This window comes from Bacillus cereus group sp. MG4 (genome assembly GCF_040460055.1).
Taxonomy (GTDB): domain Bacteria; phylum Bacillota; class Bacilli; order Bacillales; family Bacillaceae_G; genus Bacillus_A; species Bacillus_A wiedmannii.
Genome location: NZ_JARVGZ010000001.1, coordinates 4,816,299 through 4,842,631, shown reverse-complemented (window position 1 = coordinate 4,842,631; position 26,333 = coordinate 4,816,299). Strand labels below are relative to the sequence as shown.

The window sequence follows — 26,333 nt, the reverse complement described above, 5'->3', positions numbered from 1 at the left end:
TGATATAGCGGCTGTTTTCTTCATGCATATTTTTTCTTTGAACGTATAACATAATGAAAAAGAAAGGTGGATACATATGGACGAAAAAGAAAAAAAGCAAGCATTCAATGAAGAATTCGCCCCTGAAATTTCACCTGGATATCGGCAAGATGTACATAAGCCACCTAAATATAAAAACACCTCGTTTTTAATGGGCATTACCATTTTTGCTGCTGTGTTACTCGTACTCATCATTTTCGTTTATTTTTGATGGAGGGTGGTCTATTATATGAAGAAACAAAATTCCAATCGTTCAAAAAGAACTGTGCAAACAGAAAAAGGGTATGCAGGTGATTCTGTTCTTACTCAAAAACAAGTCGAGCAAGGAAATTTATATATTGCTCAAAAAGAACTTGGTCAACAAAATGAAAACCTTTAGAATCCCTCAAAGAACTGGGGGATTTTTTTATCCGCTATTTGTAGCACTGATTCATGTTTCACTTTATTGTACATACTGTTTTTGTTCTAACACCTTAAATATATTATTAACCTTTACAATTTTCATTTCATAATTCAATTTCATTTCGCTTCTCTTACCATTTTCAGTACCCGCAACGTACGCTGCAGTTTGATAACGAAAACTTTCATCCGTCACTTCACGTATGTCCTCGTTTATAAATTTATACTCTAAATCCCGAAACCGATTTGGATAATAATTTCCTATTAATTGTTCATATCCTCTATTTACAAATAGTTCTTCACCTTTTCGTTTCACATCTTCTTTATTATTAAGCTCAAACACTGATAATTGCTCTGTCACAAAATGTTCTCCTACCTTTTTCATTTCATTATGAGTTAAAGTTTCTATACTTTTGTTCTTTAATTCATTATTTAATCCGTACTGATCAATCGGTTTAAAGCTAGCAAAAACCTCTTCTTTATATGACCAAAACAATCCAAAAGCGATACATAGAGAAATGATGAATAGTCTTTTCTTCGTGATACTCCCGCCCTTCTTCATAATGATAGTTATATTTTAACATATAGAAAGAAAATTCTGATATCATAAAGTGGAATAACTTAACTTAGAAATGAGGAACAATTATGGACTCTTACAAACAGTATATAAAAGAAGCTTTGCCTAATCTTTCTATACATTCATATAAACAAAATGAAGAAGGATGGGATAATATAGCAGTTATAGTAAATGAGGAGCTACTGTTTCGTTTCCCGCGAAAACAAGAATATGCAATGCGAATTCCTTTAGAAAAAGAACTGTGCATAATTCTCTCTCATTTGCTACAAGAAATCGAGGTTCCAAAGTATCACCTATTATATAAAAATGATGCTGATACTTTTCCACTTTGTAGTTACTATACTCTCATTCATGGTGAACCGTTAAAAACAGAAATAGTTGCGAAGTTAGATGAAAAAGAACGGAAAATAATTATTACACAATTAGCTACTTTCCTTGCGGCTCTACATAGTATTCCTTTACAACGTGTGGAAATATTAGGATTCCCTATAGAAAAAACACTTACCTACTGGAAAGAGCTACAAACTAAGTTAAATCAGTATGTTACTAACAGTCTTACTTCGTTCCAGAAATCATCTTTAAATCGTTTATTCAAAAATTTCTTTACATGTATCGATACATCCATTTTTCAAAATACAATTATTCACGCTGATTTTACACATCATCATATTTTATTTAATAAACAGAACAAAAACATTTCAGGTGTTATCGATTTTGGTGATGCTCAAATTGGCGATCCTGCTTTTGATTTTGCTGGGCTATATTATGATTTCGGACGTGAATTTACTACATCTGTATATGAACAATACAGTACGCTTATTTCACACCATGACCCATTACTCATTCACCGCATCACTATCTTTTATCAATACAGTCCTTTACTACATAATATAATTTATAACTTTGAAACAAAGAATGAACTTAAATTCCTAGAGGGTACTGAACAACTGAAAATAATACTACAGGAATGACATTACATTCTCTTCCGATATTCTTTCTCTTCATACATCATTAACTTTTTATCCATTTCAACAATGATTTGATATAGTTGAAACGCTTGTAAAATTTGCAGTTGAATTCCAAAAGGAGCATTCTGTTCTTTTAACCATTGAAATACTTTCGTTTCATCTTTCATTGATTATTCCTCCCTTTATTAAAATCTGCTACAAATATACGGTAAATGATGAAAAGCTTTTCATGTCAATAATAAAAAAGGATGCAAATTTGCATCCTTTAATGTACGATATTTTTCTTCTGCTTCGCTTCTTGCTTTACTTCTTCCCCTTGGCATTCCCTACGAAACGCACAACTCATACACTCAGAACGAAAATGACGCTCTGTATAATGCTCAGGTTGTTGCAACATTTCTTTCATTCTAGATAAATCAGCCATTCCAGTTATAATATCTTCCTGTTTCGGAATGTACTCATACTTAGTTCCTTCTATTAAATTAATAACTTCAATTTTTCCGGGAAGAATTCCGAAAGCTTTATAACTGAATACTGTCATTAACTTTTGACAAAGAGCAAGCATTTCCTCATCCGCATCGACAACATACTTTTTAATTACAAACGACTCAGTACTCCACTCACCAACTTCTAATGTCAATGACATGTGGACACCTAACTCTTCTACTATCTATAAAACTTAAATTGCCTAAAAGCGCAACAAACAGCTGTATTAAGCAGTTTTGCGTTTTGCCTGAATTTATAAATGGCAACACTTTTCTGGTTATTTGTGACCACATTCGTTACCGGAAAAATTCGAAATGAAACCAATAAAAAATAAAAGAGCACAGCGTGTTAATAGAGTGGTTGCACACTCTATTAACCGTCCACCTGCCAAAACCAGGTAAACACTTGCTATCCTCTCATGAGTTATTTTACCTCATATAGGGTTTATTACGCAACGTTTACCAATCAATTGGTGACGTTGCTTTTTTGTTTCTAAAAAGGAGACAAACCGTTATGAAAAAGAAACAAGCTATTACCATTCTTGCTAGTATAGAAACATATGCAAACTTAGTATCTTTTGAAACTCTCAAGGAGCTAAATGACACAGTACGCGAATATAAAGAACAATTTGCTGATCAACTAAATAAAAACCAATTAGCTGTATTAAATAAATTGCACAACTATTCTTCTAAATTCCTTGGTGTATCTTTCAGAACGAAAAAACACATTGCTGAAGACCTCGATATTAGCCGTAGAACGGTAATTCGTGTATGCCAACATTTAGAGTCACTTGGTATTATTAAACAACTAGAGATGAAACGCCCGAGTGATATGAGACAAACAAGCAACATTATTGTCATTCAGCCTATCATTGTGGGAGAACAAATTGTCACAGAAGACCCTACTAAAAATGCTGAAATTTGTCACACCAAGAAAACAACTACTAAAACCTTAAAACAAAAGATTAAAGATATAAATAAACGTAATGCAGATTCAGATGACACGACACCTGAAAAGAATGTACAACAAGCAAATTTTATTGCACACTGGGTTCCAGAACGTTTTGCTTCTCTAGCCTCTGCTTATTATTCAACAGCGAAAACCATTCAAGAATTTTGGAAAGTAGTGAAACAATGTAATCGTGTGGTGAATCATACAACAGGGCAAACTGCCTTTGATAAAGAACAAGAATTACATATTGGTGTACAGGCCATGAAAGAATTTGCGATGAAAATAAAGGATGGGGTCCGTATGAAAAAAGGAAGGTTCGCCTATTTCAATGGTATCGTGAACAACTTGATGAACAAATATTATTTTGACCCCGAATTTGGTATGTGATACTTTCTTTTACACTTCGGGTACCACATATACCTTTGCATATACACCTTGCTGCACAGCAAATTGTTCCAATGTTTTTTGCCTATATGCTGTGAGTGTAAAAAAGTGAATAATAGGGACTTTCCCGTTATATTTGTTTTTATAATACACGGTGAATTCACCGTACCGATTCATTTTTTCAGTGTTTATATTCATCGTCTGTTTACGATCAATTTCTACAGCATTTAATATCCCGTCGTCATCTCGGAATTTTACATCAGAAATAATCGTTTTCTTTTGATCATTTACTTTATAACGGATTGGTGCTTCTATTTGCCAGTCATCAGGACAAAACAAATAGAGCCATGCTTCATTTCTCATAAGACTATGAGCTAACCGACCATTGGGTATAACTTTCTCATTATCATCGAAGAACTCTCTACCATTTTTATTTAGGTAATATACATGTTCTTTTTTATACACTGTACTATTCACAAATGAGCTTAAATCCTTTAATATACGGTTTGCATTTCTTATGCCACCTAAATCATGTATAGCCATTAAATGCCTACGTGTAGCAAATTTCAGCTTTCTAATCGAAGTCAGAATCATCATTTGTCTGTTGATTTTGATATGTGTCTGGATGTTCATCTTTCTTCACCTCATATTGTTTTAGTACATCCCACATCTTTTCATTCGAAATATAAGGGACTTGAACTTCAGTCAATCGATCAGTCTTGAAAATCGCACGCCCTGGAATGCTGTGTATGGTTTCAAGTCCTGGTTCATCTATAACAACTTGTGAAGCTGTTGCTGTTGGTAACCTGAAGCCTAGCTTTGCATCTGAATTCTGTTTCACTTGGCGTGGTAACGTATCCCCAGTTGGATACTGTGTACAGAAAATTAATCTAAACCCTAACGCTCCACCTATACGCGCTATATGAGACAGCAGTTGTTGGCAAGCTCCTAATAACTTTTGTTGTTCTCTATTCATACTTTTATCAGGACAAAGCTCTGCGCCTTCATCCACAATAATAAAATAGCGTTCTTTTATATTTGTTTCTACCACATTGGTATAATGGTGTCCTTTCATAAAAAGCATTTTTTCTTCCATCCTTTTTAAAATCATACTCAATACTTGAAAGGCCTCAATTGGCTTTTCTGCAATAGATTCTACCTGTTTTACGTTCTTGTAAGGTCCAAACTCCAATCCACCCTTTAAATCAATAATGTAAAAGTGAACATGCTCTGGATTAGCTACAGTAAGTGAAGTGAATACATTCTTTAAAAACACCGTTTTCCCCATCCTCGTTAGTCCACCTAAAGTCATGTGCGGTGTTTTATCAAAGTCATGACAGATTAACTCTTCTAAACTTTGCCCGATTGGTACACGCCATTTGCGCTCTTGAATTAAGTCTGTCGACCATTCCCACTTCTTAGGTATTTCTTTATGGAATACTCGAATGTTCAATTTATAGTTGTCATACTGGATTCGAATGGGTTTATTTAGTCCTTCAGAAACAACATCCTCTACCTTCTGAATGATTTTGCTCGGCATTCCAACAGGTAAAGTGTAAATATACGTTGTACTGCGATCATCATCTTTTTGCTTTTGAAATTTTGGATAATGTAAGCTATCTTCTCTTTTGATTGCAATTCCAGACACTTCAAAGAATACTTGTATCTTGCGTTTATCATCATCTTTACGTTTGAGCTTATCACTTACCAAGGCATATCCAAATGAAGCAACGGGTATTAACAATAATTCAAGCATTGATGAACACTCCTTATATATCCTATAAGGATATAGTTGCATTTTTTTGGAAGATAACCGGACGAGCATTTTTGCTTGTGAGGTCTATTGTCCCTCTCTTCCACATCGTATTCCTTCATAGAAACATAACGAGAATATAACGTAGAAGATATAAGAACGAGCCCGTAAGCGTCGTATACAAGGTTATACGTGGAAGCCAATGTGGAACACTCTTCCCCATTTTTTCAGCTACACTCATCGCGATTACAGACAAACCTGTTGCTGTCCAAATAATTACCGCTTCCCCTGCAAGTGTCATAACCATTCCTCCTCGGTCAGTTCTTCTTTTTCACGAAATTTAATCCCCGATTTAGTAGCTACAATCTGATACCGCTCCATTAAATCTTGCCAATTCAATATATCCTCCTCTTCTCCATATAAATCTTCTTCAATGACTTGTGATAAGCTGAAATACCCTTTGTACTCTTTGTTATCAAATACTTCATGGTTCCTCATGTGAGTAAGAATTGATTCCGTCTCTTTTCTGGATCTTGACTCGTTATACATGTGACGTAGTTCTTTTGATGAATATAAATACGGTGTTGCATTGAGGTAACTATACTGAGAACGCATATAATCCTCTCCTCTATTGATATCTACAGTGCCATTTGGAATTCCAAGTAGATTTCTTCGTGGGCTTCCGAATGGAAGTAATATAGGTATATGATATAGAAGAATGATTATTGCCTGTCCTTCACAATTTTATTTGCAAAGGAATTTGCATAAAATTATCGAACTCTATACATAAACGGAGGAGATATTGATGAAATGTAAGTTGCGAAAGATATTAGACCAAAATGGTATAAAATATAGTTTTTTTGCAGAAAAAGTTAAAATTCAACGTTCGACTATGAGTCTAATTTTAAAAGAAAAAAGTATCCCTACATTACCTGTAGCAATAAGAATTGCTAAAGCCTTAAATATGCATGTTGAAGACATTTGGATTGAAGAAGAGGAATAGATATACCCGGCTGAGAGAGAAAGATAAGGAGTGAATACAATGCATAAACCACCATTCAAAACACTAAACCAAATTGTTGAGGGGTATTATCATCCTGGAAAGGGATTATCTGAGGTTGCAAAGTTTATTGTGGAACATGAGGAAGAATCTTTATTTATACTGGATTACAAAGGAATTATGTATCAAAAAACATCCGCTCAAAAATATGATCAAGGTTACGAAATACTACTGCTTCCTTATACAGAAATTCATTCAAATTCAAAGCAAGATTTATTACAATTGTTAAAGCGAAAAATAATTGTTTATTTTACATATAACGAACGAGATCAACAGAAAGAAGAGTTTATACCTCATATGGGGAAGCACCTGTTTTCGTTTATGAGCCATCTACTGAAAAATATCCAGCAGAATAAAAAAACAAACTCAATTAAATTTATTCTCATGGATATTGAAGCTATAGGTTACATTCCTAAGCTTCCTAAAATTATAGCTGGTTGCCGAGGGTTTAACATGGGGACCTGTTTATTTGTAGATGATAAAGAAACACTACTATACGGATATAGCAAAGAACAAGTAGACAAGATGTATAAAAACAGTATTGTTATTTCTAAAGTACACAAATAAAAAATCCGCCTCCAAAAGGAGACGGATTTCTTCGATATGTTGAGTATTGGGGTAAATAGAATATTCAATTGAGAATATATTATATTTAGATACAACAGTCAAGAACCTGCTCTATCTTTAATTCTTATTGCATATACTGTTTATGCATCTAGAGAATCACCACACGAGAGACACCTTCAACTGAGGAAGGTGTCTTTTGTTTTCAAAGCATATTAAGCACTTTAGAAGCATATATTAAATTGCTCCTGGCATGATGCCTTTCTATATACAGAAAAAAGCATTCCGGTCTCACCACCCTGGAGTGCTTTTTTCATATTACCAAATGTTACTGCATACAATGCAATTAACACGTTTCTTTTTATGTAGTAAGCATCCTATGTAACCAGAGTACTCTGGTTTTTATTGTTTATATTTATTCCTGTCGTTACATATAATACTACTGACAAACCAAATAAGAGATGTATATCTTTATAATGTTAAAAAAGCATTCCTCCCTCGCCAGGGGAATGCTTTTTGTCTGCCCTATTTTACGCATATATAAAAACCTTTGGTAATTACATAGTATACACACCCTTTAAAATCGTGCCAGCCTACCTCTCAAACCTCACATACTCCCCCGATACCCATTGATCTCCGCCAACGTTGTACCACCCATTTTGAATGCCCCAAGATTGATAGCGTTCACCTCGGTACACCTTTTTCACAATTTCATAATTTGTTCCTGGTCCCGTACGAACGCGTAATACATCTACTGTTATGGTAACGACACCTACACCATTGTTAGATGGTTGTGTGGATAGCGCTGTATTACCACCGTTATATGCGTTTTGCACCCTTTCTATAAAGGAATTCCATCGTCCTTCATCTAACATACGATGTGGGCAGTATTTTCCGCTCCAAGATTGGTGTGTGCGGACTTTACTGATTGGAATGTTATATTGCCTCATTAATTGCGCTACAACGATAGCTGCATTATCTTCCGCTTTATAATATCTATCTCCACCGCTTAAAGAATAACAGATTTCCACACTAATTGATTTTCGGTTACCTGCGCCATTCCCATCCCCACAAGCCCATGCATTGCGTTCTAACGGAAGACCTTGTACAGCTTCTTTATCGTCTACCGCAATATGGAATGACACTTCATTATTATTTCGTATCATATAAGCAATTTCATTCTCAGCTGGCGCATCATTATACGTATTGTGAACTGTGATAAATTCTGGATCCATTGTATACGGACACTTTGTACCATATTTACTTGAGTCAACTAATTTTTTTCTGATTTGCATTATTGAACATCTCCCTTTTTATCTTCTTGTTTTTGCTTACTACCTAAAATTTCAACTGCATTTGTCAAAGCTTGCGGAAGTGGAATCCCCATACGCCCAGCATTTTCTAAAATGGAAAGTAATTCATTACCCATGAAGAAAAAGAGTGTCGCTTCACGAATCGCACTATTACTACCAATCGCCGCATCTGCCTGCGTAGCTGCTCCAACCAATAAAAAAAGCACTACCTTTTTGGCAATGCCTTTGAAACCTATCTTGCTTTTGAGTTGACCAAGTATTGAAGCGGCAATCATACCTGTTACATAATCAATCACTGCCATTATGACTAAGATTTTCAAGGTTGTATCCCATCCTCCCAAGAAATATCCACAGAAGCCACCAAATGTAGCTATAAATGCTTTCAGTAATACATCTATACGATCCATATTCTTTCCTCCTCAAGATAAAAAAGAGAGACACTTGTCCCTCTTTCACACATACTTTTATATAAACAACCTAAATCCCACCTGTAAGTACCAGGCCCATAACTGCCATAACGATTGCACTAATCACAATTCGTAAAATCCATGTGGTATTTAGACTGATTTTTTCTAATTGCTTATTGATGGTGGAAATATCTTTTTCGTTTATCGTTGTACGAGTTTCTAGATTACGAATATCTCGCATGATTTCTTTTTGTTCTGCTTTGATTCTGTCAATCTTTGCATATACATCTTCCAATGCATTCACATCCTTTTGTAATCGTAATAAGGCAATCTCTATATACTATGAGACAACCCTTTTCTTAGTGAATGATTAGAAAATTTTTTATACAAAAGCCGTATTTTATTCAAAATAAAAAAGACCAGCTATTGCTGCTCTGTCAGCACGTCCTCATTACCTACGATTTCCTTGTATTGTTCTTCGGTAATCTTTTTAAATGGTGTCCAAAACTTTTTTACATCCTCTTTTTTATAAATTTCCATTTCGTAATAACGCTTAATATTTTTGTACCAAAAGTCTTCCGTTAACATATTACAATACCCCCTTCTCCGCTAAAGCAAATAACATCACGGCTTGTTGTTCATCCCTGTGCTGATTCATTAAATCTCTCTCGGCTACCATTAGTAATAATGCGGCATTTTCCTGTTCCGTCACTTGTTGTTTGTTTTTCATCTCAGTAATAAGGGCGTTGAGTTTTTCAATTTCACTTGGTTTATGCGGTTGCGGCTTATTCATTTCTTCTAATTCTTCTTCCGTGATCGTTTCAATCCACTTTTCTCCATCCCATACAGGTTTCCAATTCGGCTGCGGTAATGGTATTTCTGTTGAGTTTTCTGGAATGTTTTTATAAACAGGAATCCATTCAATCACATTCCCGTCATTATCTGTCTTAGTGTCATATGAAGGGAATATAATCACATTTTCTAAATATCTTCCTGTTTGTTTGTCGTATACATAAAATGTTCGCATGTTTTTAATCACCGCCTTTAAACATTGTAAGTAAGGGAAAATCTATATAATGACACTGTGGCTTCAATACCTTCAAGGTAGATGTCTCCATTGGGTTTTACAATTACATAACCAGTTTTTAGTGCTAAACCTTGAAAATAGTTAGGTGTAAATAGCATTTCTCTGTCTGGTCTGAATATTGCTGGTACATTGGCAATCACCTGTTTATCTTTGAAATCAGTAATCGCACAAACTATATTAACAACATTACCTGAACGTTTAACGGCTGATGCTGGTTGTGAACTTTGTTGTTTAACTCCGTTTAGTAAGGTTAGTGGTATCCAATCGGTGTCGTTCTCCTTTGTAGCTACTTCTCTAGTGATATTGCTACCATCTCTAAGTAGAAGCTTACCATTAGGGGTCTGAATATTTAGACCTGAGTCGCTAGCCTCATTGGCATTGTAAAAGATACGAGCATTCCGAGATCCGCCTACCGTTGAGAAGTTTAGCGATGCTCCATCTTTCTTGATAGTGAGATCTCCTGTCATAGTGTCGCCTGTTTTCTTTAGGAGGTTAGTCCCTCCATTGACGACAAAGTTGTCAGGACGAAACTCAACTTGCTTTGCCCAGTCCCAACCATCCAACGTATTCTTTTGAGGGACTAGTACTAGAGACTTATTAGTTGAGTCCCTAATTAACTTCCAATCTCTCCCGTTTACCCCTCCTTTGAGTATTAGGAAGTCGGAGTTGTCGATAGTTAGACTACCCGTCATAGTGCCGCCAGACCTTTTTACAACGTCTGCCTTATCGACCGCTATTTGCAAAGCATCTATCTGTTTCTTGAGTTTATCAAACTCTGCAATATAGTTTTCTAACTGAACACTTCCACTTTTCACATCACTCCCTAACGAAATCCGTATATCCTGTGTTGTAAATCGTTCAGTCCCTTTTTCAAAAGCGAAATAGCCAACCCACGTTCCAGCACTTGATACAGCTTCTTTTGAAACGGTATACTCAAATACCCCGTCTCTAAAATTTGTAATTACTGCAATATCACGTACGAACATGCCTAGTGGACTGATTGCTTCGTAAAATACTGCAAATCCTGTGAGATCTACTGACTTCCCGCGTTCTCTCAGATTAACAATAACCTTAAATCCGTTTCGGTCATTCTCCCTCGCCGTGATTGTTCTCGGCATACTCTGGTTGGACAGGTCCAGCACTAACGTTTCCGTTCTCATTGGCAACTCCTTTCTGCAGTAAAATTAATTGTGCTTTTAATACTGCGTTCTCTGTTTCTGTAGCTACTAATTTTTCTGCTAACATACCGTTTGCCACCCTTAAAACATCTACTTCATTCATGTTCACACCTCCTATTTTCTTTCTAACGCTTCGATACGAGAAAATGCATTATCTATACGCGCGATTTGCCACCCTAAGGCTGATGCATCTGCCTTACCACTTACAGCATTCGCTGCATTAACAGCTATTTTATTTACTTCTTCCACACGACCAGAAGCCCAATCAGCAACCCGTCTTGCTTCTCCAGCTTTAAAATCCGCATCCGATATCGCTTTGAACTTCAAACCAATGTCTTGACCGTTAATCCAACCAATCCAAGCTTCCTGCCATCTGTGTGTCGCTGTCCCTAATGAACCATTCCCGCTTGTCCAAGGACGAATTGCCGCACCACCTCTATCACCTTCACCTGGTACAATCGTCCATTCTTCACCTTTCATTGCTCCTTCGATTTTAGAAAGTGGTGAGGCATCGAACCTGACAGGGTGGTGGAATTCTGCACGAGCCTCTACTCGCATTTTTTCAGACGGTATGATATACAATGTCGGTGGGCGCATATATACATCACCATATCGACTTTCAATATAAATTGAGTTGCCAAAAGAACCATCTGCTGCACGTTTACCGAAAGCCAAACCAGTTGCTACACCTTCCGCCTCAGATACGCCAAAATAAGTGATTTCGGCTGAACTACCATCGGCTTGACGTGTTTTTGCTTGAACAATTTGAGAAACTAGTTTTCCTGTCTCGGAGTAAAAATCAACGCCAGAGCGATCTAAATCGATTCTGAAACGGTTGTTGCGGCTTCGAAGAATACCAGAAACAATGTCATCCGCTACTAAATTCTTGATTTTAGCTAGTGAAGCATCTAATGTACCTGTTGCTATAAAATCAGCTACAATTCGACCGTCCATCGTCATAGCTGTTTCATATGGACCATTTATCCCTTTAGAAGAGAATCCCAATCCATTTATGTTCCATTGCCAAACTTTTTTAGCTGTCTTTTCCGAATCTGTATCCATAATTAAAATACGTTCTGGATACGTACGCACATGACCACCAAAACCAGAATTAATTAAATTCGTTGCATTGTTTTTCGCTTGTTGTAGCACGGATTCTTCCATATCTTCAAGACCATCAGTAATTTTACTAACGTCATTCATTTTATCTAAAAAGGATTTTTTATAACTTCCTAGATTCAAATCTTTGTATTTTTCTGTTAGTACATTAAACACATAACTAATCGCCTTCGCCTGTATATCTACACCGAGTTTGCTATGTTTCACCCGAACAGTATCGGCTAGATATACCCGTTCTAACACCGCATAATCCTTGTATTCCTCTGTCTTAGACAGTTCCACAAAATTAACTTTATAGTTAGCTTGTGGAATATCAATTTTTTCATCCGTAAACTTAGATTTCGCCGCTGCTCGTAATGCTTTATATGCTTCTTCAAGTGGGAGAGCTTCTTCATCATTTCTTCCCTCTTCTTTTTGAGCCTTAATGTGATTAAATTCAATTACTTTAATTCTAGGGCGGCTGTAATTATTTATTAATGGGCTATCCACATACTTTTCAGGTAACAATAATCCATCTGCGCCCTTAGGCATGATACGAGTAACAACCACATCCAAATCTACATCACTTTCAAAACCTATAAGGTTTTTTTGATCTTGTATTGTAACCCCTCTATCTGTTCCACGTTGTTGATACATTTTGATATCAAAAAAGTCTCTTACTAGTTCGCCGCCCCAACGGTTCACAAAACTATTGTCTTCCTGCGGATCAAGAATTGCTTCAACAGGGTTTCTCCTTACTATTCGGCTGTTATTCATTTTAGAGATATCACAAACAACTTTAAATGGATGCGGATATTGTGTTTTACGGAGTAATTGATCTAACGCTCCCGCTCCCGGTTGCTCTACAATGTTGGTATCTTCAATCAGATTTTCCAAAAGGTCATAAAAAATATGCCTAGCGTAAATTTTTACAGTAGACATATTTTTCTTTACACACCTATGAATAGTAAATGGTTGCGGGCCTTCTGGTGTCTCGGCTTTGATAATACGTTCTTCTTGTATCTCATTGCATTTAAGTCCAAGCACAGGATATTCCATGTAAAGCTCAAAAGAACCGTTTAATGTTTCTGATACTTCAGCTATAATTGTATCTTTTAGAAAACATATTCCATTATTCGTGAAATCCCTCGTGTTCTTTTCATATAAAACTGGAATCATAGATATCTCCATCTTCCTTCAATTTCTACTTTAGAAACATTTCCAGTCCACGATATGTTATTCGCTCCCCTTTGGAAGAATGGAAAATCACCAATCATCTTATGATTTTGTGGACTTGTATCTTTATAACATTCCATCATTTGTGAATCTACAATAACATATTGGTTCACGTCTTTTAAAAGAAAGGTTTTATCATTAATTGTCATTTTAATTTCACCTGAACCGTATATCTTCAGAAATGGATTTGACTTATACGTTCCTGGATTATAAACAATTTCTGGTCCTGTAATTTCTAATGAACTATAGGTAAAATATGCATGTGGGCCTAATGTGAAACCCACTTCAAATTTACCGTATTCTTCTATCTCATTTTCAATATCATCTATTTCCACATATTTCACTTTATAAAAAACATCTTCATCATTGAAAGATAAGGTTTTTGCTTCTAATAACCATACCTTTATAAATCTAAGCTTCGTTTTTAATGACTCTTCATCCAGCAATATGTTAAGTTCCACTGACAAGTTAATATCTTCATATTCCCCTAGTTCAGTAAGCGCTCCGTCATCTCTTCCCTCTACCTCATGTTTTATTATTTTTCTTTTTGGGGTAGGGATTGGGGGGCGCTCAACTAAACATAATTCATAATCACTTGCGGGTATATTATCTATTATCAGTTCTAACATCGTTACGCCCTCCTTCCTATACCTGCGGCACTTTCGTTTTGTGTGTATGTTAATTCATTTCTTACTTCTACAGCTAGCTTTCTGATATCTGCTTCTTCACGTACTGTTCCGTACAAATTCAATGTAATGGATGGTTGATTGGTTACGCTATTCACTAATGATTGTGGGATAGCCGATGCATAAGACACCGAACCATCAATGTCCGGCTTCGACCATTCAGCCATTTTAGATGCTGCATTTTGGACAGAGGTTTTCATCTTATCCATACCAATAACTAATCCTTTACCTAAATTCACACCAACCATATCTCGCATCCAACGTGAAGGTGAATGAATTCCTAAAGCACTTGTAATTCTATCCTTAATCCCACTTGCCGTTTCCGTGATTTTATCCCAAATTCGATTGACCATTGATGAAATACCGTTTAATAAACCTTCCATAATATTTCGACCAATATCCATTAAGTTAATCCCAGATAAGAATGAAGTTATATTATCCCAAACATTAGATACCGTATTAAATACTGCATCTAATACGCTTGATGTTACGGAACTAACTGCGTTCCATCCGGCTGATATAATATTACCTACAGCTGACATAACAGATGAAATCACATTACTAATACCACTAAAAATTGATTTTACTACTCCCCATACAGCATTTAAAACACTAGAGAATATTGAACTCACTAGATTTAATCCACCACTTACAACCGTGCCAATCAAGGACATAGCACCTTGGATAATACTCCCGATAAGAGACATTACACTAGATGTGATTCCTTTTACAGCTTCCCAAGCGCCACTCCAATCACCTTTCAATATCGAAGTAAACAGTTTGATAACATTTGTGATGATGCCAAGTACAGATGATATTACGCTCATTATCGTTGGGAATACTGCCTGCACAATGGATAAAATGAATTGTATCGCTGGAATCAATACGCCCTTTATGACTTCTGCCATACCTTGTAATATTGCTGAAATTATAGGTATTATAGCTTGAATAATTGCCATGATTACAGGGAAAACAGCTTGTACAACCTGTAAAATAAGCGGAATTACTGTAGTTGCTATAATTCTAATGACTTCACCAAACAGCTTTACAATTTCAATTACAATCGGAATTGTTGTTTGAACGATTGAAACAATAATCGGAAATACCTGTTGGAAAATTGTAAGAAAAATCGGTAGTGCTTCTTGTACGATAATTACAATAATATCCGCAAAAGTTTTTATAAGTACAATCCAAATTCCTACTGACGCTTGAATTACATTTAAGATCACTGGGAAGACTTCTTGTACTACTTGAGCAAGCATAGGCATAACTTCAGCTGCTAATCCTGAAAACATTTGTACTAATTCTTGAACAACCCCTGTTATTAAAGGCATTAATTCAATTGTTGTATCAGTAAACAACTTGATTAAGTCTGTAACAAGTGGCATAACTTGTTGAACTGTTTCTCCAAATAATTTAAATAAATCCGCTGCTAACGGCATAATTCCCATTACAACTTCACCAAACAGACTAATAATTGTTGAACCTAACTCTCCAAATGCTGTTCCTAACTCAGCAAATACTGGCTGTAATGATGCGAAACTTTCCATGATTACTTGTCCAGTCTTTTGAAACTCTGGTGCTAATGGCGCAAATGCATCTATAAATCCTTGTGCTAGTGAGGTTATAACCGGCATAATAACAGATGCAATAGAAGTAAATACACCTTGAATGATTTGCCATGCTGACATCAAGGCTTCTTTCGCTTGATCGTTCGTATTTATTAATTTAAATATCGTTGCACCTAACGAAGCTATAATTGCAATTACCCATCCAACAGGACCCGTTACACCTAAAAATGTTAATCCTAAACGGACAATTAATGGCGTGAGCGTTGCAATCGTATTTCCTATTGATGAAAACGATGATTTAATGAATTCAATAATTGGAGAAATTGCGGAACCTAATCCACTAAATATATTTGATAAAGAAGAAATCTTGCTTTGGAGTGAATTTTCAATAGCATCTCCTATTTCACTGAATTTCGATTTTATAGAGTCAACTAAACTCCCTATTGCACTTCCCATAGCTGAAAACTTACTCGGAATAGTTCCAAGAAAATCTCCGAAACTACTTAATGCATTTTTCATAGCCTCTATTGCTGTTGTTGTTGCATTCTTTATTGTTTCCCACGCGTTTATACAAGCATTTCGAAATGACTCATTTGTTTGCCATAAATGCCTTATCCCGACGACTAAGGCGGCTATTATGGCTATTACACCTATAATAATTCCAATGACAGAAAAGAATGATGTTGCAACCGCCCCTATACTTAATTGGGCATATGTTGCATAACTGGCTAAACTAATAAATACGGGCCCTAAAGCCATAGCGGCTCCAACAAGGATTCCAAGGGCAACAACGATCGTTGTTATTGCTGCTGCTAATGCTGGATGTGATGAAACCCAAGTTGCAAATGCGGCAATAACACTAGCGACTGTAGCCAACACTGGTTCAAGTGCCATTTTCAAATCCGCAAGTGCCTTTTGAAGTTTTACAGCTGGACTGGCATCCATTTTCTTTATCATTTCATTTAGTTGTTCTTGATTCTTGTTTAAATCTACAACTTTGTCTTGGGCACCAATAAGTGTATTTGTAATGTTTTGCCCTTGATCTTCATACATCGTCCCGAAAAGTTTAACACCAATTTCGTTTCGTTTTGTTTCATCTTCAATATCAGCCAAAGCTTTAGCAATCTCTGTCATAGCTGCGGAACCTTCTTTACCGCCCTTTGCTACAGATTGCCCCCATTTTTCTAACTGATCAGCTGAAATTTTAGTACCTTCAAGCGCTTCTCGCATAGACTTATCGACACCTTGACCGAATTCAGCGGCTTTTATACGCCCTTCTTTCAATCCGTCTAACAGGTTATCAATATTCCAAGTTCCTGTTTCAACCCCAGCTTCCATAATTGCCTGCACTTCTTCAGCATTGTAACCCGCTCGTGTTAGCTGCCCGCCATATTCAGCGATAATGTCCAATTGTTCCGGAGGAAATCCGATATTTAACAGTCGATTCGTTAGTCCTAATGCCGTATCATTGGTTATCCCTAATTCATTACCAATTTCATTTGTTTCTTGAATTAACTCAGTAAAATCTATACCTGCATAAGCACTTGAAATGGCTCCTGCTCCTTTTACAATTGAAGCATTCGCTTTATCACTAACGGTTTTATTTAATGCCCATTGTCTTCGTGTACCCTCAAGAGCTTCTTCCACATCAACACCATAAGCTTCAACTCCACGAACCGCTTCTTCAACTGATTTTTTAGAAGATGCTGGGACCTCAAAGGTTACATCAATTTTCGTTTTTAATTTAGAAGTATCAAGCGCTTGCTCGATGACCCCTGCAATACCGCCACCAGCCATTAGTCCGCCTAATAGATTTTCTAAGCCAATATCTAAACCTTTGAGACTATGCTCCGCCCTTTCTGCTTCTCGTGAAAGGTCCCTCAATTCGTTTCTAACATTTTCTATAGAGTTTCCATCGTCCACAGATCGAAGAGCACGTTGCAACTTTTCAATATCAGTTTCTGCCCCTAATGCTTCACGACCAATTAAATCAAGTGCTTGTTCTAACTGCCTAGCGGTCGCCGTACCGTTTCTAATTGCATTCGTTAGATTATTTCCTAATGCATTAGCAAAGTGGTCTACACTCGTTCCAGTAGCGTCAAAAAACGTCTTTAATTGTTTCGTTGCATTTTGTTGCTCTTGCAAACTTCTATTTGTTGTACTAATTTGATTTTGTAATTGTTGTTCTGCAATTTGCTGGCTTCTTAACCTTGTTTCTAGCTTGGCAACTTCGGTTGAATTTTCGCCATATAGTGCTTTAGCTCTTTGTAAATGTTCCGCGGTTGCTTGCGTAGCTCTTTGTGCAACTGCATATTGTTGCGATAGATTTTGAAGTTTTGCCTGTAATTTTTCTGAATCAGTAGCATTTAACTTCATCTGTTCTTCTTGTAATTTCATTTCTTGACGAAGTTTTTTTGATTCTTGATTCATGCCCTTCATAGCATCATTAAAATCTTTATTTTGCGCTTTAAATATAACTTCTACTTCCGAATTGTTTCTTGCCACATTCTCACCTACCTTTCTTTTGGATTGTTACTCCATGCATTGAATGCTGTAATTCCTGCATAAATCCGTTCCACAGACGCAATAGGTGCATGCCAAAAAGTCTCTGGATCAATCCCAGAGACCAAGCAATACAAAACATATAAGTCCTCTACACACTCGACTTTCGCGTCAGGAACTTTTACTTTTTTTTATCTTTTCCACTGTTATCCGTGCTTTTTTGGAATGCTGTTGCAAATTGATTCGGGTCTTGATTAATTACATCTGTAATTAATGTTGCGTATAATTGCATAGATTCAACTAGTGGTTCATGAAATCTTTTTAAAAAATCCTCATATGATAGGTTTTCTTTAGGATTTGCTCCGCTAAACGCTAAATAAATAATTTTATGCATATTCGTCTGATCGATTTCTCCTAAAGCTTCTAAATCGGCATTCCCCTCTTTATTCACTCCATCTAAAGCTTGAAACTTTAATAAATCTTTAAAAATAGAACTTTCAACAAGACCTAAATCTTTACCCTTCTGTAAAGCGTAATTCGTTAAAAAAGCTGGGTATTTTTGTTCGTTAATAAATCTTGTTTCAAATTCACCATCAACACTCACAACTTCAAATTCTTTTAGTGTTACCGTTTGTACTTTCATGTATTATTCCTCGCTTTCATTTTTTCGTTTAATCCAATAGAAAAAGACCCGTTGTAAACTGGGGCTTTTAAGGTGCTGGCGTTCCTTTAACAAGAGTTGAATTAAATTGCGTGTGCCACTTTTGAGCGACTGTAGCATCTGCTAATTCTTCCACAAATGCTTCATAATAAAATTTCTTCAATTCATCTGGTAAAGCTGTGAATTCTAACTCCATCATTGCTAGTTCCTCTTCGCCATTTGCGATTGAAAACTTAAACCCTGTAGAATTTGAGCAATTTGGAAAAGCAATTAATTTTACAATATCCTGAAATTCATCCACTACATCAGCTGTAAATACGAAATCATTTCCTTTTGATTCACTACCATATGCCCAGATGCCGGGCTTTAATCCTGTTGTATCAAAACCAAAATAATCCCTTGCTACTTTAACAGGGATATGTGCTGCAACAGTTATTTTAATTTCAGTTGTCTTTGTTTTCTTTTTAATAGTTGCCCCACCGCATATTTTTTTAATTTCTTTTATTTCCGGTTCCCCTTCAATCGTTCCTACACATCCGAAGGGTGTGCCGGGTTCCTGTACACCTTTCTTTTTAAACTGGATACTTGCGTTAACAATCGACACGGAATCAAATTCTTCAATCACTTTAACCATACTAAAATTCCTCCTCTATCACTTTATCTACACCTTCATGTAGTTTTTCTATAATCTTTGGTTTTGCGTTCATAAGTCCTCGTTCTGCAAATCGCTGTTCTAACGGATTACTTGAACCTCGTCCCTCGTTAGGGAAAACTAAATAACCAAACGAGCCTTTTTTATTAGCCGCTCCACCACGAGCCTTTACTTTGAAACCTAAATTCATCTTTTCACTTTTTGACCAATTGCTATTTTTGGCATGAGCCTTATCACGAACGCTCCATTTAGACCGAGATACCCGAATAAGCTTTGTAATTTCCTCTGTAGCAATTTGTATACCATCCGTATGAAGAATGGTGTTTACTGCGGGTTCCATTTTATTTGGTAACATCCGCATCTTTTCCTCAAGCTTTTCTATAGCTGAATAATCAAGTTCGAACGCATTCATATGGAATCACCCTCTTAAATGTAAAAACAACACGATCAATATAACGATCTATATCTTTTACCTGAAGACGATCACTTTTAGCAACGACAAAAGATACCATTTTCACCTTACTAATAGATGAAATGATATCGATTACCTGTTCATCTAAATCAGCCTGATTTTCAGATAAATAGCTGATATATACATTTTGAGAAATTGTACGTTCATTGGAAGATGGCTGAAACTCGCCATATTCCAAAATGAAACAATTATATCCCTCTTCGGTTAATTGCGATTCCTCATCTTCTGCTAATTCATCCTCCACAACTAAAAGCTTAAATTCATCGTCAAGAGATTTTTTAATGCCACTTCGTTGCTCCTTCATTAGCTTTTTAGATTTTTCATTCACGAGATTTCACCGCCTGTTGTAAATAAAAGAAAAGATATTGTTTATTAGAATCATGATCCGTTTTAATCACGTCATATTCGATTCCATCAATCAATACCTTGAGTTTATTCTTATTTATTTTTCTAAATGAAGGTGGGTACAACGTTTTTAACTTTAAATCTAGGCCCGTTGTTAAAACACCAACAATTTGATAATCACTATCACGGAAAGACATTTCTTTATAAGCAAGTTTACCTTCTTCATGAAATTTCTCACCAATTCGTTTTCCATTTTCAGATCGTTCAGTCTTTTTGTAACCATATTCTAAAAAGCCATCGTTAAAGGTTTCTCTATACGCTTTCAGAACCATTAACAACACCCACCCTTCCTATTGCTACATCTAAAATGAGCCTAGATAATTCATTCTTATAATTCTTTTCAAATTCATCACCAGCATTGTTATAAACGTATCGACAACGTTCTAACAATAAATCTTTAGGGGTTAATTCTTTTGAGAAATCAAAAGACGCATTTGTTAATCCAAACAAATACGTCTTTCCTTTGTCTAAAATGCTATTTAAATGTGCATCCTCTTCGTTCCATGTGATTTTAAGTACATCTTTTAATTCTTCAAGAAGATTATCTTCCAATGGAATCACCTACTTATCTTCTTGATCTGACTGTTTTTCCGAAGACTTACTTGTCGTTTTTGCTTTTTCAAGTTTAGGACCCAAGAAAGCAATTTGATATGGATTTTCGGTTGATTGCAAGTATTTCACCCGTTTAGAATTCGATTTAAAATCAGCCTTTGGATATTGCTCACCTTTTTTATAAGTAATACCATCATGCTCTGTTTCAATAAAGTCGTTTAATACTGGATACATACTATTCACTCCTTTTAAGGCGTTGGTGTTCCTTCTTTTGGCTCAAGTGCTGTAATATCAAATACTGTGAATGAATCATGGTCCAGCGGACGACCATTCGCAAGTTGACGAATAAGATATAAACGTTGATCTTCAATAAGACGTACTGTGTCATTTGATTCTAAAGTTTGCTTAGATGCTACACCCATAAAGTAATCTTTTGGCTTACCACCAATCATTGTATTTAACGGAACGGCTGGCGATTGTACAATTGTTAAGCCTGGTACACCGAAATTATCATATGTCCAAGTGCCATCGTCCTTACGTTTCGCTCCAATTGGGAAGAATTTTGTTGCGTAATCTAAAGGATTCACAATTAACGTTACACCTGTATATCGTTTAGTGCCGTCTTTTGTTGTAGGAGCTAAGATTTTTTTACCGATAGTGGCTGGAGTAAAATCAGCTAAGACTACTTTCTTTTTATCTGGGAAAATACCATCCGTTACAGCGCCTTTTAAATCTTTAATCATACCAATTGGTTGTTTTTTTCCCGTCCCCATAACGATGACTCTTTCTAATTCTTCTGCTACAACTTCTTTCATAAATGTACGAACATATTTATCTAGCCACTCAGGACCTAATTCGAACATAGCTTTACATACAACTAAGAATCCACTAAGTTTGAACATGCCTTGATCGATTGTCGTGAAACCTTCATCAATCATTTCTTTAATTGCATCACAAACATCACCCCAATAAGCTGAAGCTGCTCCTTCTTTTCTAACAATCCATTGAGTAGTTGCCCCAACTGTTTGGAAATTAACGAGTGATAATAGCGGATGTTCTTTCTCTAATTCTTCAAAAACACGTTCGAAAATAGTTGGTGGCATCAATTTATGTGTTTCATTAAATGAATTCACATCTATTGCTGCATTGTAAAACTTTTTCTCTTCATTTGTTAAAGTGCGTACACCACGAGAAGCTAAAACTTGAGCATCCCAGTTTTCATTTTTTGCTTGTTGCGCTTCATCAATAATACCATTCATCATATTTTGGAAATGCTGCATGTTATTTTCCATGTTTGCGACAATACGCTCTGCTACTACCTGTGCATCTCCTGTTTCAAGCGCTTCTTGAACATTAACGATCTGTTGATCTTTATTTTCGATTACCGGACGATCTAAATTTCTGATAGTCATCTTATTACCTCCTTGATTTTTGACAATAAAAAAAGCACTGCTTTACGCGCGCTTAAATTTATTAAGTATATTTTGATTTGTATTTGCTACTGCTGGTTCATTCTGTTTATTTTTATTTCGGAATTTTTGTAGAACATTATTTTTAAATTCCTCTGGATCTGCTACTGCAATTTCTTCCACATGTTCATTTACCTTGTGAGCTAATCCGAATTCTACTGCTTCGTTTGCAGTAAACCATGTTTCATTCGCAATCATCGTCTCAATTTCTGAACGTTCCCCTTGGTAACGAGTCATATAGATATCAGCAATTGACTTGTCTATTCCTTCAAGAGCATTCAGTGTTTTACGAATGTCTAACTTTGTTCCCCAAGTCCATGTAGAAGCCTCATGAATCATTAGCATAGAACCTGTATTCATAATTAATTCATCTGCTGCCATTGCAATAATTGATGCGGCACTTGCGGCCAATCCATCTACATTAATGATAATTTTTGCTGGATGATTTTTTAATTGGTTGTAAATTGCAATTCCATCAAACACATCCCCACCAGGACTATTTAAATTGATATTAATAACATTCGCTGAAGTAGCTTTTAATGTCTTTTCAATATCAACCGCTGATGTTGAATCACTCCACCACGATTCACCAATATCACCATAAATCGTTATGTCTAACGAATCCGTTTTTGTTTCTGCCTTAAATGTATGTTGAACATTAGCTAAATGGTTATATTTGTCATTCTTGTAACGTCTCATCCTTTTCACCCCCTTCCAGTGAATCTGCTTCTTGATAGTTTTTCGTTACATGTCTTCTGTTTGCCCATTCTTCATCAATCGGCTCTTTTCCAAGCATCATTAAGACATCATTAATTGTTAAACCACCAATCGCAAATAATTTATCCATTGCGGTTGATAATTTCGTGATATCAACAATTTTTATTTTCGTTGTATCAATTTTTAAGTATGTTCTTTTCAAATACTCTTCTTTCTTGTACATCTTTCGGTTAAATTCATCTTGTATCAATTCAGCAATCGGATTAATACAGAAAGCTAAAAATGAATCCATTTGCTTTTCAATATCAGCCACGTCCCCTTTTAAAATTCCAATAGGAACATGAAAAGCCGTTGCTACATAACCAAATATATCACTGACTAAATCACTAATATCACGACTTGTGCTATTGTTTGCGACACCATTTTTACTATCGCTCATATCTTCGAAAACATAGCCATCTTGCAATTGAAAAGCAGATCCTACTTTATCAGCGTTGAACCAGTTCTTTAATTGACTTTCAAACATCTCATCAATCGCTGCTTGTGTTTCTTTATCTTGCGGCCTTAAAAAATCACCTTTAATTAACAAGCGCTTATTATTTTTTCTTTTATAATAATCAATAGAGGATGCAAGTAATTTCCCAAAACTGTTATACATTCCATCGATGACTTCCATGATGTTGCGATCATTTAATTTAAAATGAAATACTTCAGATTCATTAAATGATTTTTGAAAGGTAAAATCATCAATCGTTATGTCATTATATATATTTTCTTTTAATGCAAATTTAGTAACATTAAAAGAATCCGCTATATACAATTGTTCATCTTGCATAATAACTACGCACTCATTGTCCATGATTAAATGATTAACTAAGCTATGCATAAATTCTGATGCATTTTGATTTTGATTAGGTTGTACATTGAGCAAATAATGATTTTCACCACGTTTTTCTTTACCTTTTTCAAACGTTTGAAATTCACATCTAGTTAGAGCATTAGCGATTAAATCAATACAGCTTTCCACAGCTAATTTTTTATAGTAGTAATCAACACTTAATTCATAAAGACATTCCTTTAAAGTAAAAGTGTTATTACTTCCAAGAAAACCGCTTATCCATTCTCTTAACCCCAAATTCTCACCACCCTTTATACACTAAATGATTTGAATATCTTTCTAACATTTTCTTTCGTTAAAGCATTTGCTTCTTTTAGTTCGCTATCAAAATTAAGCGCATGTAAAAAAGCGAAAAAACCATCTGTTTTTCGCTTCTCTTTATCAATCTTCTTATATTCAATATTTCCATTCATTTTTTCTTCTTTATATACATTCCCAACATACCAACGCATAAGCGGATCATCACCAAAAACAATTGTATGTTTGATAAATATCTCTTCCACAAGTGGAGCAAGTTTACTATGAGTTGCTGGACCGCGACGAACAATTTCAATTTCAAAACCCGCTGCTTCAAGCGCCTCTTTTAAAATTGCTGAACGATATAAGTCCATGCTGACTTTTTTTATACGGTATTTCTTATTCATCATGATGAACCAATTCAGTACATGTTCCGCATTAATTGATTTGTCGTAAACTACAGTAAGCAATCCTTTTTCAATAGCGATTCGAATAATGTCTGGGTTAATATCTTGTAATTTAGGCGCTGTATGATGCATGAATGTATGTTGCATCCAATAACGTTTTCCATCTTTTTTGAAATATATCCCCACTGAACAAAAGTCTCGAATTTGAGCAAAGTCCACAGCCCCTATGCATTCTATTCCTTGAACATTTTCAGGGAATGGCTGCTCTGTAGCTAATCGTTCTTCGTATGTAGCAACCTCTTTTCTTGTATCCTCGACAGGTAAATTCATTCTTTTCGTCATGAACTCAATCCGCAAAGCACTATTACGTTTCATATCATGATATTCTTTACGCATTTCATGTTGTAAATTTTCATTGTATCTATATGAAGGGTTCGCCTTTTCCCACATAGACTCATCATGAACTTCTTTTTCATCATCAAGCTTACATATGAAAGGAAACAGTGTGGAGTGTGGCAATTCTTTATTTAACACCATTTGAGCTTCGTCTTTCATGTCATCCAATACTCCACCACGGACATTTCCATCTGTTGTAATATAAAAAATCCTTGGGTCCTTCTTTTTACCCAAACCAGATGTGAAAACTTTTATATTAGAATAATCCTCATATTCATGTAACTCATCAAATATAACAGTTCCACTTCGCTTACCATCTTTTGTACGAGCATTTGACGTGTTAAATTCAAATTTAGATTTAGTTTTATAATGTTTAATTAGTTTTTTTGATTTATAAAAAACTTTTTTTAATTTCTTTGCAAATTTGGGTGTTTCTAAAATATTTAAAACATCTTCGAATGAGGTTTTCGCCTGATCTTCTGAAGTTGCCACAATATCTATATCATAATTCTTAATCCCGTGATGACCACTTAGCATATAAAAACAGTCATAACTGATATATCCGTTTTTACCTGCCCCGCGACCAAGTAGTAACAGATATCTGTCAAACATAAGACGACCGTCATCATAACGTACACCATAAAAAATGGCATTACAGAACCTTTGCCAAGCAAATAGTGAAAAAGAAAAATAAGGGGCTGGCTTTTCTACTGATTTTTCAATAGCATCTGCATCAATTACTACACCCGGTTGATCTAACTTCCAACGAAGAAACTCCATGAGTTGTTTTTGTTCTTTACAACTTTGTATTTCCTCATTGTCAACCATACGCATATACTCATCGATGTAAGGATGATATTGATATGTGGTTGGATATCTAGATGTCGTCATCATCATCATTACCTTCATATATTGGCTCTTTCAAACCAAGCACTTTTAATAATTCTGTCATTCGCTTATTTGTCTCACGAAATTCTTTTGTAGCTGGATTCGCTTTGACTCCTTTTTGACTATCACTATTTTGCCATTCAATCATTGGTCCGTTCTTTTTCATTTCTCTTGCTAGCTTATTTTTCACATCAAACATTGTCATGTAGTCATCAACAAGGTCAACGTAGTGCATACCCTGCAAACCGCCAATTTCCAATTGTTGTAATAAATCTTGTTTCATTTGTGCTTTTTTTGATAGTTTTCGCACAAGTACCCCC

Annotated in this window: 34 protein-coding genes and 1 pseudogene; 6 read left to right on the top strand and 29 right to left on the bottom strand. The window is 35.7% G+C overall.

Annotated features, from left to right (window positions below; translation table 11 throughout):
• Window positions 1–76: 76 nt before the first annotated feature.
• Both QCI41_RS25570 and QCI41_RS25565 read left to right on the top strand, forming a co-directional pair.
• Window positions 77–250 carry a 2-isopropylmalate synthase gene (locus QCI41_RS25570; RefSeq protein ID WP_046958206.1) on the top strand — a complete coding sequence of 58 codons (174 nt, stop codon included), beginning with the start codon at window positions 77–79 and terminating at the stop codon, window positions 248–250.
• A gap of 18 nt (window positions 251–268) precedes the next feature.
• Complete coding sequence (locus tag QCI41_RS25565) at window positions 269–418, top strand: hypothetical protein (RefSeq protein ID WP_000744624.1); 150 nt, start codon at window positions 269–271, stop codon at window positions 416–418.
• Window positions 419–481: 63 nt separating this feature from the next.
• On the opposite strand, the gene QCI41_RS25560 is transcribed toward QCI41_RS25565, so the two are convergent.
• A complete protein-coding gene (locus QCI41_RS25560; protein WP_000715248.1) occupies window positions 482–1,000 on the bottom strand; it encodes a hypothetical protein in 519 nt (172 codons plus the stop codon).
• 83 nt (window positions 1,001–1,083) lie between these two features.
• Here QCI41_RS25560 and QCI41_RS25555 point away from each other — a divergent pair, with 83 nt between their 5' ends.
• Window positions 1,084–1,986, top strand: a complete 903-nt coding sequence (locus QCI41_RS25555; RefSeq protein WP_353836342.1) for an aminoglycoside phosphotransferase family protein — start codon at window positions 1,084–1,086, stop codon at window positions 1,984–1,986.
• A 2-nt stretch (window positions 1,987–1,988) separates the two neighbouring features.
• On the opposite strand, the gene QCI41_RS25550 is transcribed toward QCI41_RS25555, so the two are convergent.
• Window positions 1,989–2,150 carry a hypothetical protein gene (locus QCI41_RS25550; RefSeq protein WP_353836343.1) on the bottom strand — a complete coding sequence of 54 codons (162 nt, stop codon included), beginning with the start codon at window positions 2,148–2,150 and terminating at the stop codon, window positions 1,989–1,991.
• Between the two features lie 98 nt (window positions 2,151–2,248).
• Window positions 2,249–2,650 (bottom strand): annotated as a pseudogene (locus QCI41_RS25545) (hypothetical protein); the annotation flags it as partial.
• Between the two features lie 332 nt (window positions 2,651–2,982).
• Here QCI41_RS25545 and QCI41_RS25540 point away from each other — a divergent pair.
• Entirely contained in the window at window positions 2,983–3,807 is an 825-nt protein-coding gene (locus QCI41_RS25540) for a Fic family protein (RefSeq protein ID WP_353836344.1), read from the top strand.
• Between the two features lie 9 nt (window positions 3,808–3,816).
• On the opposite strand, the gene QCI41_RS25535 is transcribed toward QCI41_RS25540, so the two are convergent.
• The 4 genes from QCI41_RS25535 to QCI41_RS25520 form a co-directional block, all read right to left on the bottom strand.
• A complete protein-coding gene (locus QCI41_RS25535; protein WP_353836345.1) occupies window positions 3,817–4,437 on the bottom strand; it encodes a replication-relaxation family protein in 621 nt (206 codons plus the stop codon).
• Window positions 4,379–5,560, bottom strand: coding sequence for an FtsK/SpoIIIE domain-containing protein (locus QCI41_RS25530; RefSeq protein ID WP_353836346.1), 1,182 nt, complete (start codon window positions 5,558–5,560; stop codon window positions 4,379–4,381). Before QCI41_RS25530 ends, QCI41_RS25535 begins: the two co-directional genes overlap by 59 nt.
• 115 nt (window positions 5,561–5,675) lie before the next feature.
• Window positions 5,676–5,858 (bottom strand): hypothetical protein, encoded by a 183-nt coding sequence (locus QCI41_RS25525; RefSeq protein ID WP_000170776.1) that lies wholly within the window; start codon window positions 5,856–5,858, stop codon window positions 5,676–5,678.
• Entirely contained in the window at window positions 5,855–6,172 is a 318-nt protein-coding gene (locus tag QCI41_RS25520) for a hypothetical protein (protein ID WP_086389600.1), read from the bottom strand. The genes QCI41_RS25525 and QCI41_RS25520 overlap by 4 nt, the downstream gene beginning before the upstream one ends.
• 190 nt (window positions 6,173–6,362) lie before the next feature.
• On the opposite strand from QCI41_RS25520, the gene QCI41_RS25515 reads away from it, so the two are divergent.
• Both QCI41_RS25515 and QCI41_RS25510 read left to right on the top strand, forming a co-directional pair.
• A complete protein-coding gene (locus QCI41_RS25515; protein ID WP_030024438.1) occupies window positions 6,363–6,560 on the top strand; it encodes a helix-turn-helix transcriptional regulator in 198 nt (65 codons plus the stop codon).
• A gap of 39 nt (window positions 6,561–6,599) precedes the next feature.
• A complete protein-coding gene (locus QCI41_RS25510; RefSeq protein ID WP_353836347.1) occupies window positions 6,600–7,184 on the top strand; it encodes a type IV secretory system conjugative DNA transfer family protein in 585 nt (194 codons plus the stop codon).
• 590 nt (window positions 7,185–7,774) lie between these two features.
• Here the strand turns inward: QCI41_RS25510 and QCI41_RS25505 are convergent.
• The 22 genes from QCI41_RS25505 to QCI41_RS25400 form a co-directional block, all read right to left on the bottom strand.
• A complete protein-coding gene (locus QCI41_RS25505) occupies window positions 7,775–8,476 on the bottom strand; it encodes an N-acetylmuramoyl-L-alanine amidase (RefSeq protein ID WP_353836348.1) in 702 nt (233 codons plus the stop codon).
• Window positions 8,476–8,901, bottom strand: coding sequence for a phage holin family protein (locus tag QCI41_RS25500; RefSeq protein WP_353836349.1), 426 nt, complete (start codon window positions 8,899–8,901; stop codon window positions 8,476–8,478). Before QCI41_RS25500 ends, QCI41_RS25505 begins: the two co-directional genes overlap by 1 nt.
• Before the next feature lie 70 nt (window positions 8,902–8,971).
• The gene (locus tag QCI41_RS25495) at window positions 8,972–9,196 is read right to left on the bottom strand and encodes a hemolysin XhlA family protein (protein ID WP_353836350.1); all 225 of its coding nucleotides are present in this window, start codon (window positions 9,194–9,196) and stop codon (window positions 8,972–8,974) included.
• Between the two features lie 128 nt (window positions 9,197–9,324).
• On the bottom strand, window positions 9,325–9,489 hold the full coding sequence (locus QCI41_RS25490; protein ID WP_353836351.1) for an XkdX family protein: 165 nt from the start codon (window positions 9,487–9,489) through the stop codon (window positions 9,325–9,327).
• A gap of 1 nt (window position 9,490) precedes the next feature.
• On the bottom strand, window positions 9,491–9,928 hold the full coding sequence (locus QCI41_RS25485) for a hypothetical protein (RefSeq protein WP_353836352.1): 438 nt from the start codon (window positions 9,926–9,928) through the stop codon (window positions 9,491–9,493).
• Window positions 9,929–9,945: 17 nt separating this feature from the next.
• On the bottom strand, window positions 9,946–11,148 hold the full coding sequence (locus QCI41_RS25480; RefSeq protein ID WP_353836353.1) for a BppU family phage baseplate upper protein: 1,203 nt from the start codon (window positions 11,146–11,148) through the stop codon (window positions 9,946–9,948).
• Window positions 11,075–11,269, bottom strand: coding sequence for a hypothetical protein (locus QCI41_RS25475; protein ID WP_001006486.1), 195 nt, complete (start codon window positions 11,267–11,269; stop codon window positions 11,075–11,077). The genes QCI41_RS25480 and QCI41_RS25475 overlap by 74 nt, the downstream gene beginning before the upstream one ends.
• Window positions 11,270–11,280: 11 nt before the next feature.
• A complete protein-coding gene (locus tag QCI41_RS25470) occupies window positions 11,281–13,443 on the bottom strand; it encodes a phage tail spike protein (RefSeq protein ID WP_353836354.1) in 2,163 nt (720 codons plus the stop codon).
• Window positions 13,440–14,129 carry a phage tail domain-containing protein gene (locus tag QCI41_RS25465; protein WP_060487450.1) on the bottom strand — a complete coding sequence of 230 codons (690 nt, stop codon included), beginning with the start codon at window positions 14,127–14,129 and terminating at the stop codon, window positions 13,440–13,442. Before QCI41_RS25465 ends, QCI41_RS25470 begins: the two co-directional genes overlap by 4 nt.
• A gap of 2 nt (window positions 14,130–14,131) precedes the next feature.
• Window positions 14,132–18,262: a hypothetical protein gene (locus tag QCI41_RS25460; protein WP_353836355.1), complete on the bottom strand. Its 4,131-nt coding sequence runs from the start codon at window positions 18,260–18,262 to the stop codon at window positions 14,132–14,134.
• Between the two features lie 178 nt (window positions 18,263–18,440).
• On the bottom strand, window positions 18,441–18,902 hold the full coding sequence (locus tag QCI41_RS25455; protein WP_353836356.1) for a hypothetical protein: 462 nt from the start codon (window positions 18,900–18,902) through the stop codon (window positions 18,441–18,443).
• A gap of 67 nt (window positions 18,903–18,969) precedes the next feature.
• Window positions 18,970–19,554: a phage tail protein gene (locus tag QCI41_RS25450; protein WP_327962840.1), complete on the bottom strand. Its 585-nt coding sequence runs from the start codon at window positions 19,552–19,554 to the stop codon at window positions 18,970–18,972.
• 1 nt (window position 19,555) lies between these two features.
• Complete coding sequence (locus QCI41_RS25445) at window positions 19,556–19,984, bottom strand: hypothetical protein (RefSeq protein ID WP_107134824.1); 429 nt, start codon at window positions 19,982–19,984, stop codon at window positions 19,556–19,558.
• The gene (locus QCI41_RS25440; RefSeq protein ID WP_242226073.1) at window positions 19,965–20,372 is read right to left on the bottom strand and encodes a hypothetical protein; all 408 of its coding nucleotides are present in this window, start codon (window positions 20,370–20,372) and stop codon (window positions 19,965–19,967) included. Before QCI41_RS25440 ends, QCI41_RS25445 begins: the two co-directional genes overlap by 20 nt.
• Window positions 20,365–20,721 carry a phage head closure protein gene (locus QCI41_RS25435; protein WP_353836357.1) on the bottom strand — a complete coding sequence of 119 codons (357 nt, stop codon included), beginning with the start codon at window positions 20,719–20,721 and terminating at the stop codon, window positions 20,365–20,367. The genes QCI41_RS25440 and QCI41_RS25435 overlap by 8 nt, the downstream gene beginning before the upstream one ends.
• Window positions 20,702–21,001 (bottom strand): phage head-tail connector protein, encoded by a 300-nt coding sequence (locus QCI41_RS25430; RefSeq protein WP_353838799.1) that lies wholly within the window; start codon window positions 20,999–21,001, stop codon window positions 20,702–20,704. Before QCI41_RS25430 ends, QCI41_RS25435 begins: the two co-directional genes overlap by 20 nt.
• 9 nt (window positions 21,002–21,010) lie before the next feature.
• A complete protein-coding gene (locus QCI41_RS25425) occupies window positions 21,011–21,235 on the bottom strand; it encodes a hypothetical protein (protein WP_107134823.1) in 225 nt (74 codons plus the stop codon).
• A gap of 14 nt (window positions 21,236–21,249) precedes the next feature.
• Window positions 21,250–22,413 carry a phage major capsid protein gene (locus QCI41_RS25420; protein WP_107134822.1) on the bottom strand — a complete coding sequence of 388 codons (1,164 nt, stop codon included), beginning with the start codon at window positions 22,411–22,413 and terminating at the stop codon, window positions 21,250–21,252.
• A 42-nt stretch (window positions 22,414–22,455) separates the two neighbouring features.
• Window positions 22,456–23,169: a head maturation protease, ClpP-related gene (locus tag QCI41_RS25415; protein WP_107134821.1), complete on the bottom strand. Its 714-nt coding sequence runs from the start codon at window positions 23,167–23,169 to the stop codon at window positions 22,456–22,458.
• Window positions 23,150–24,322 (bottom strand): phage portal protein, encoded by a 1,173-nt coding sequence (locus QCI41_RS25410; protein WP_353836358.1) that lies wholly within the window; start codon window positions 24,320–24,322, stop codon window positions 23,150–23,152. The genes QCI41_RS25415 and QCI41_RS25410 overlap by 20 nt, the downstream gene beginning before the upstream one ends.
• A 14-nt stretch (window positions 24,323–24,336) precedes the next feature.
• The gene (locus QCI41_RS25405) at window positions 24,337–26,019 is read right to left on the bottom strand and encodes a terminase TerL endonuclease subunit (RefSeq protein WP_353838800.1); all 1,683 of its coding nucleotides are present in this window, start codon (window positions 26,017–26,019) and stop codon (window positions 24,337–24,339) included.
• Entirely contained in the window at window positions 26,003–26,323 is a 321-nt protein-coding gene (locus QCI41_RS25400) for a P27 family phage terminase small subunit (RefSeq protein WP_060487461.1), read from the bottom strand. The genes QCI41_RS25405 and QCI41_RS25400 overlap by 17 nt, the downstream gene beginning before the upstream one ends.
• Window positions 26,324–26,333: the final 10 nt, after the last annotated feature.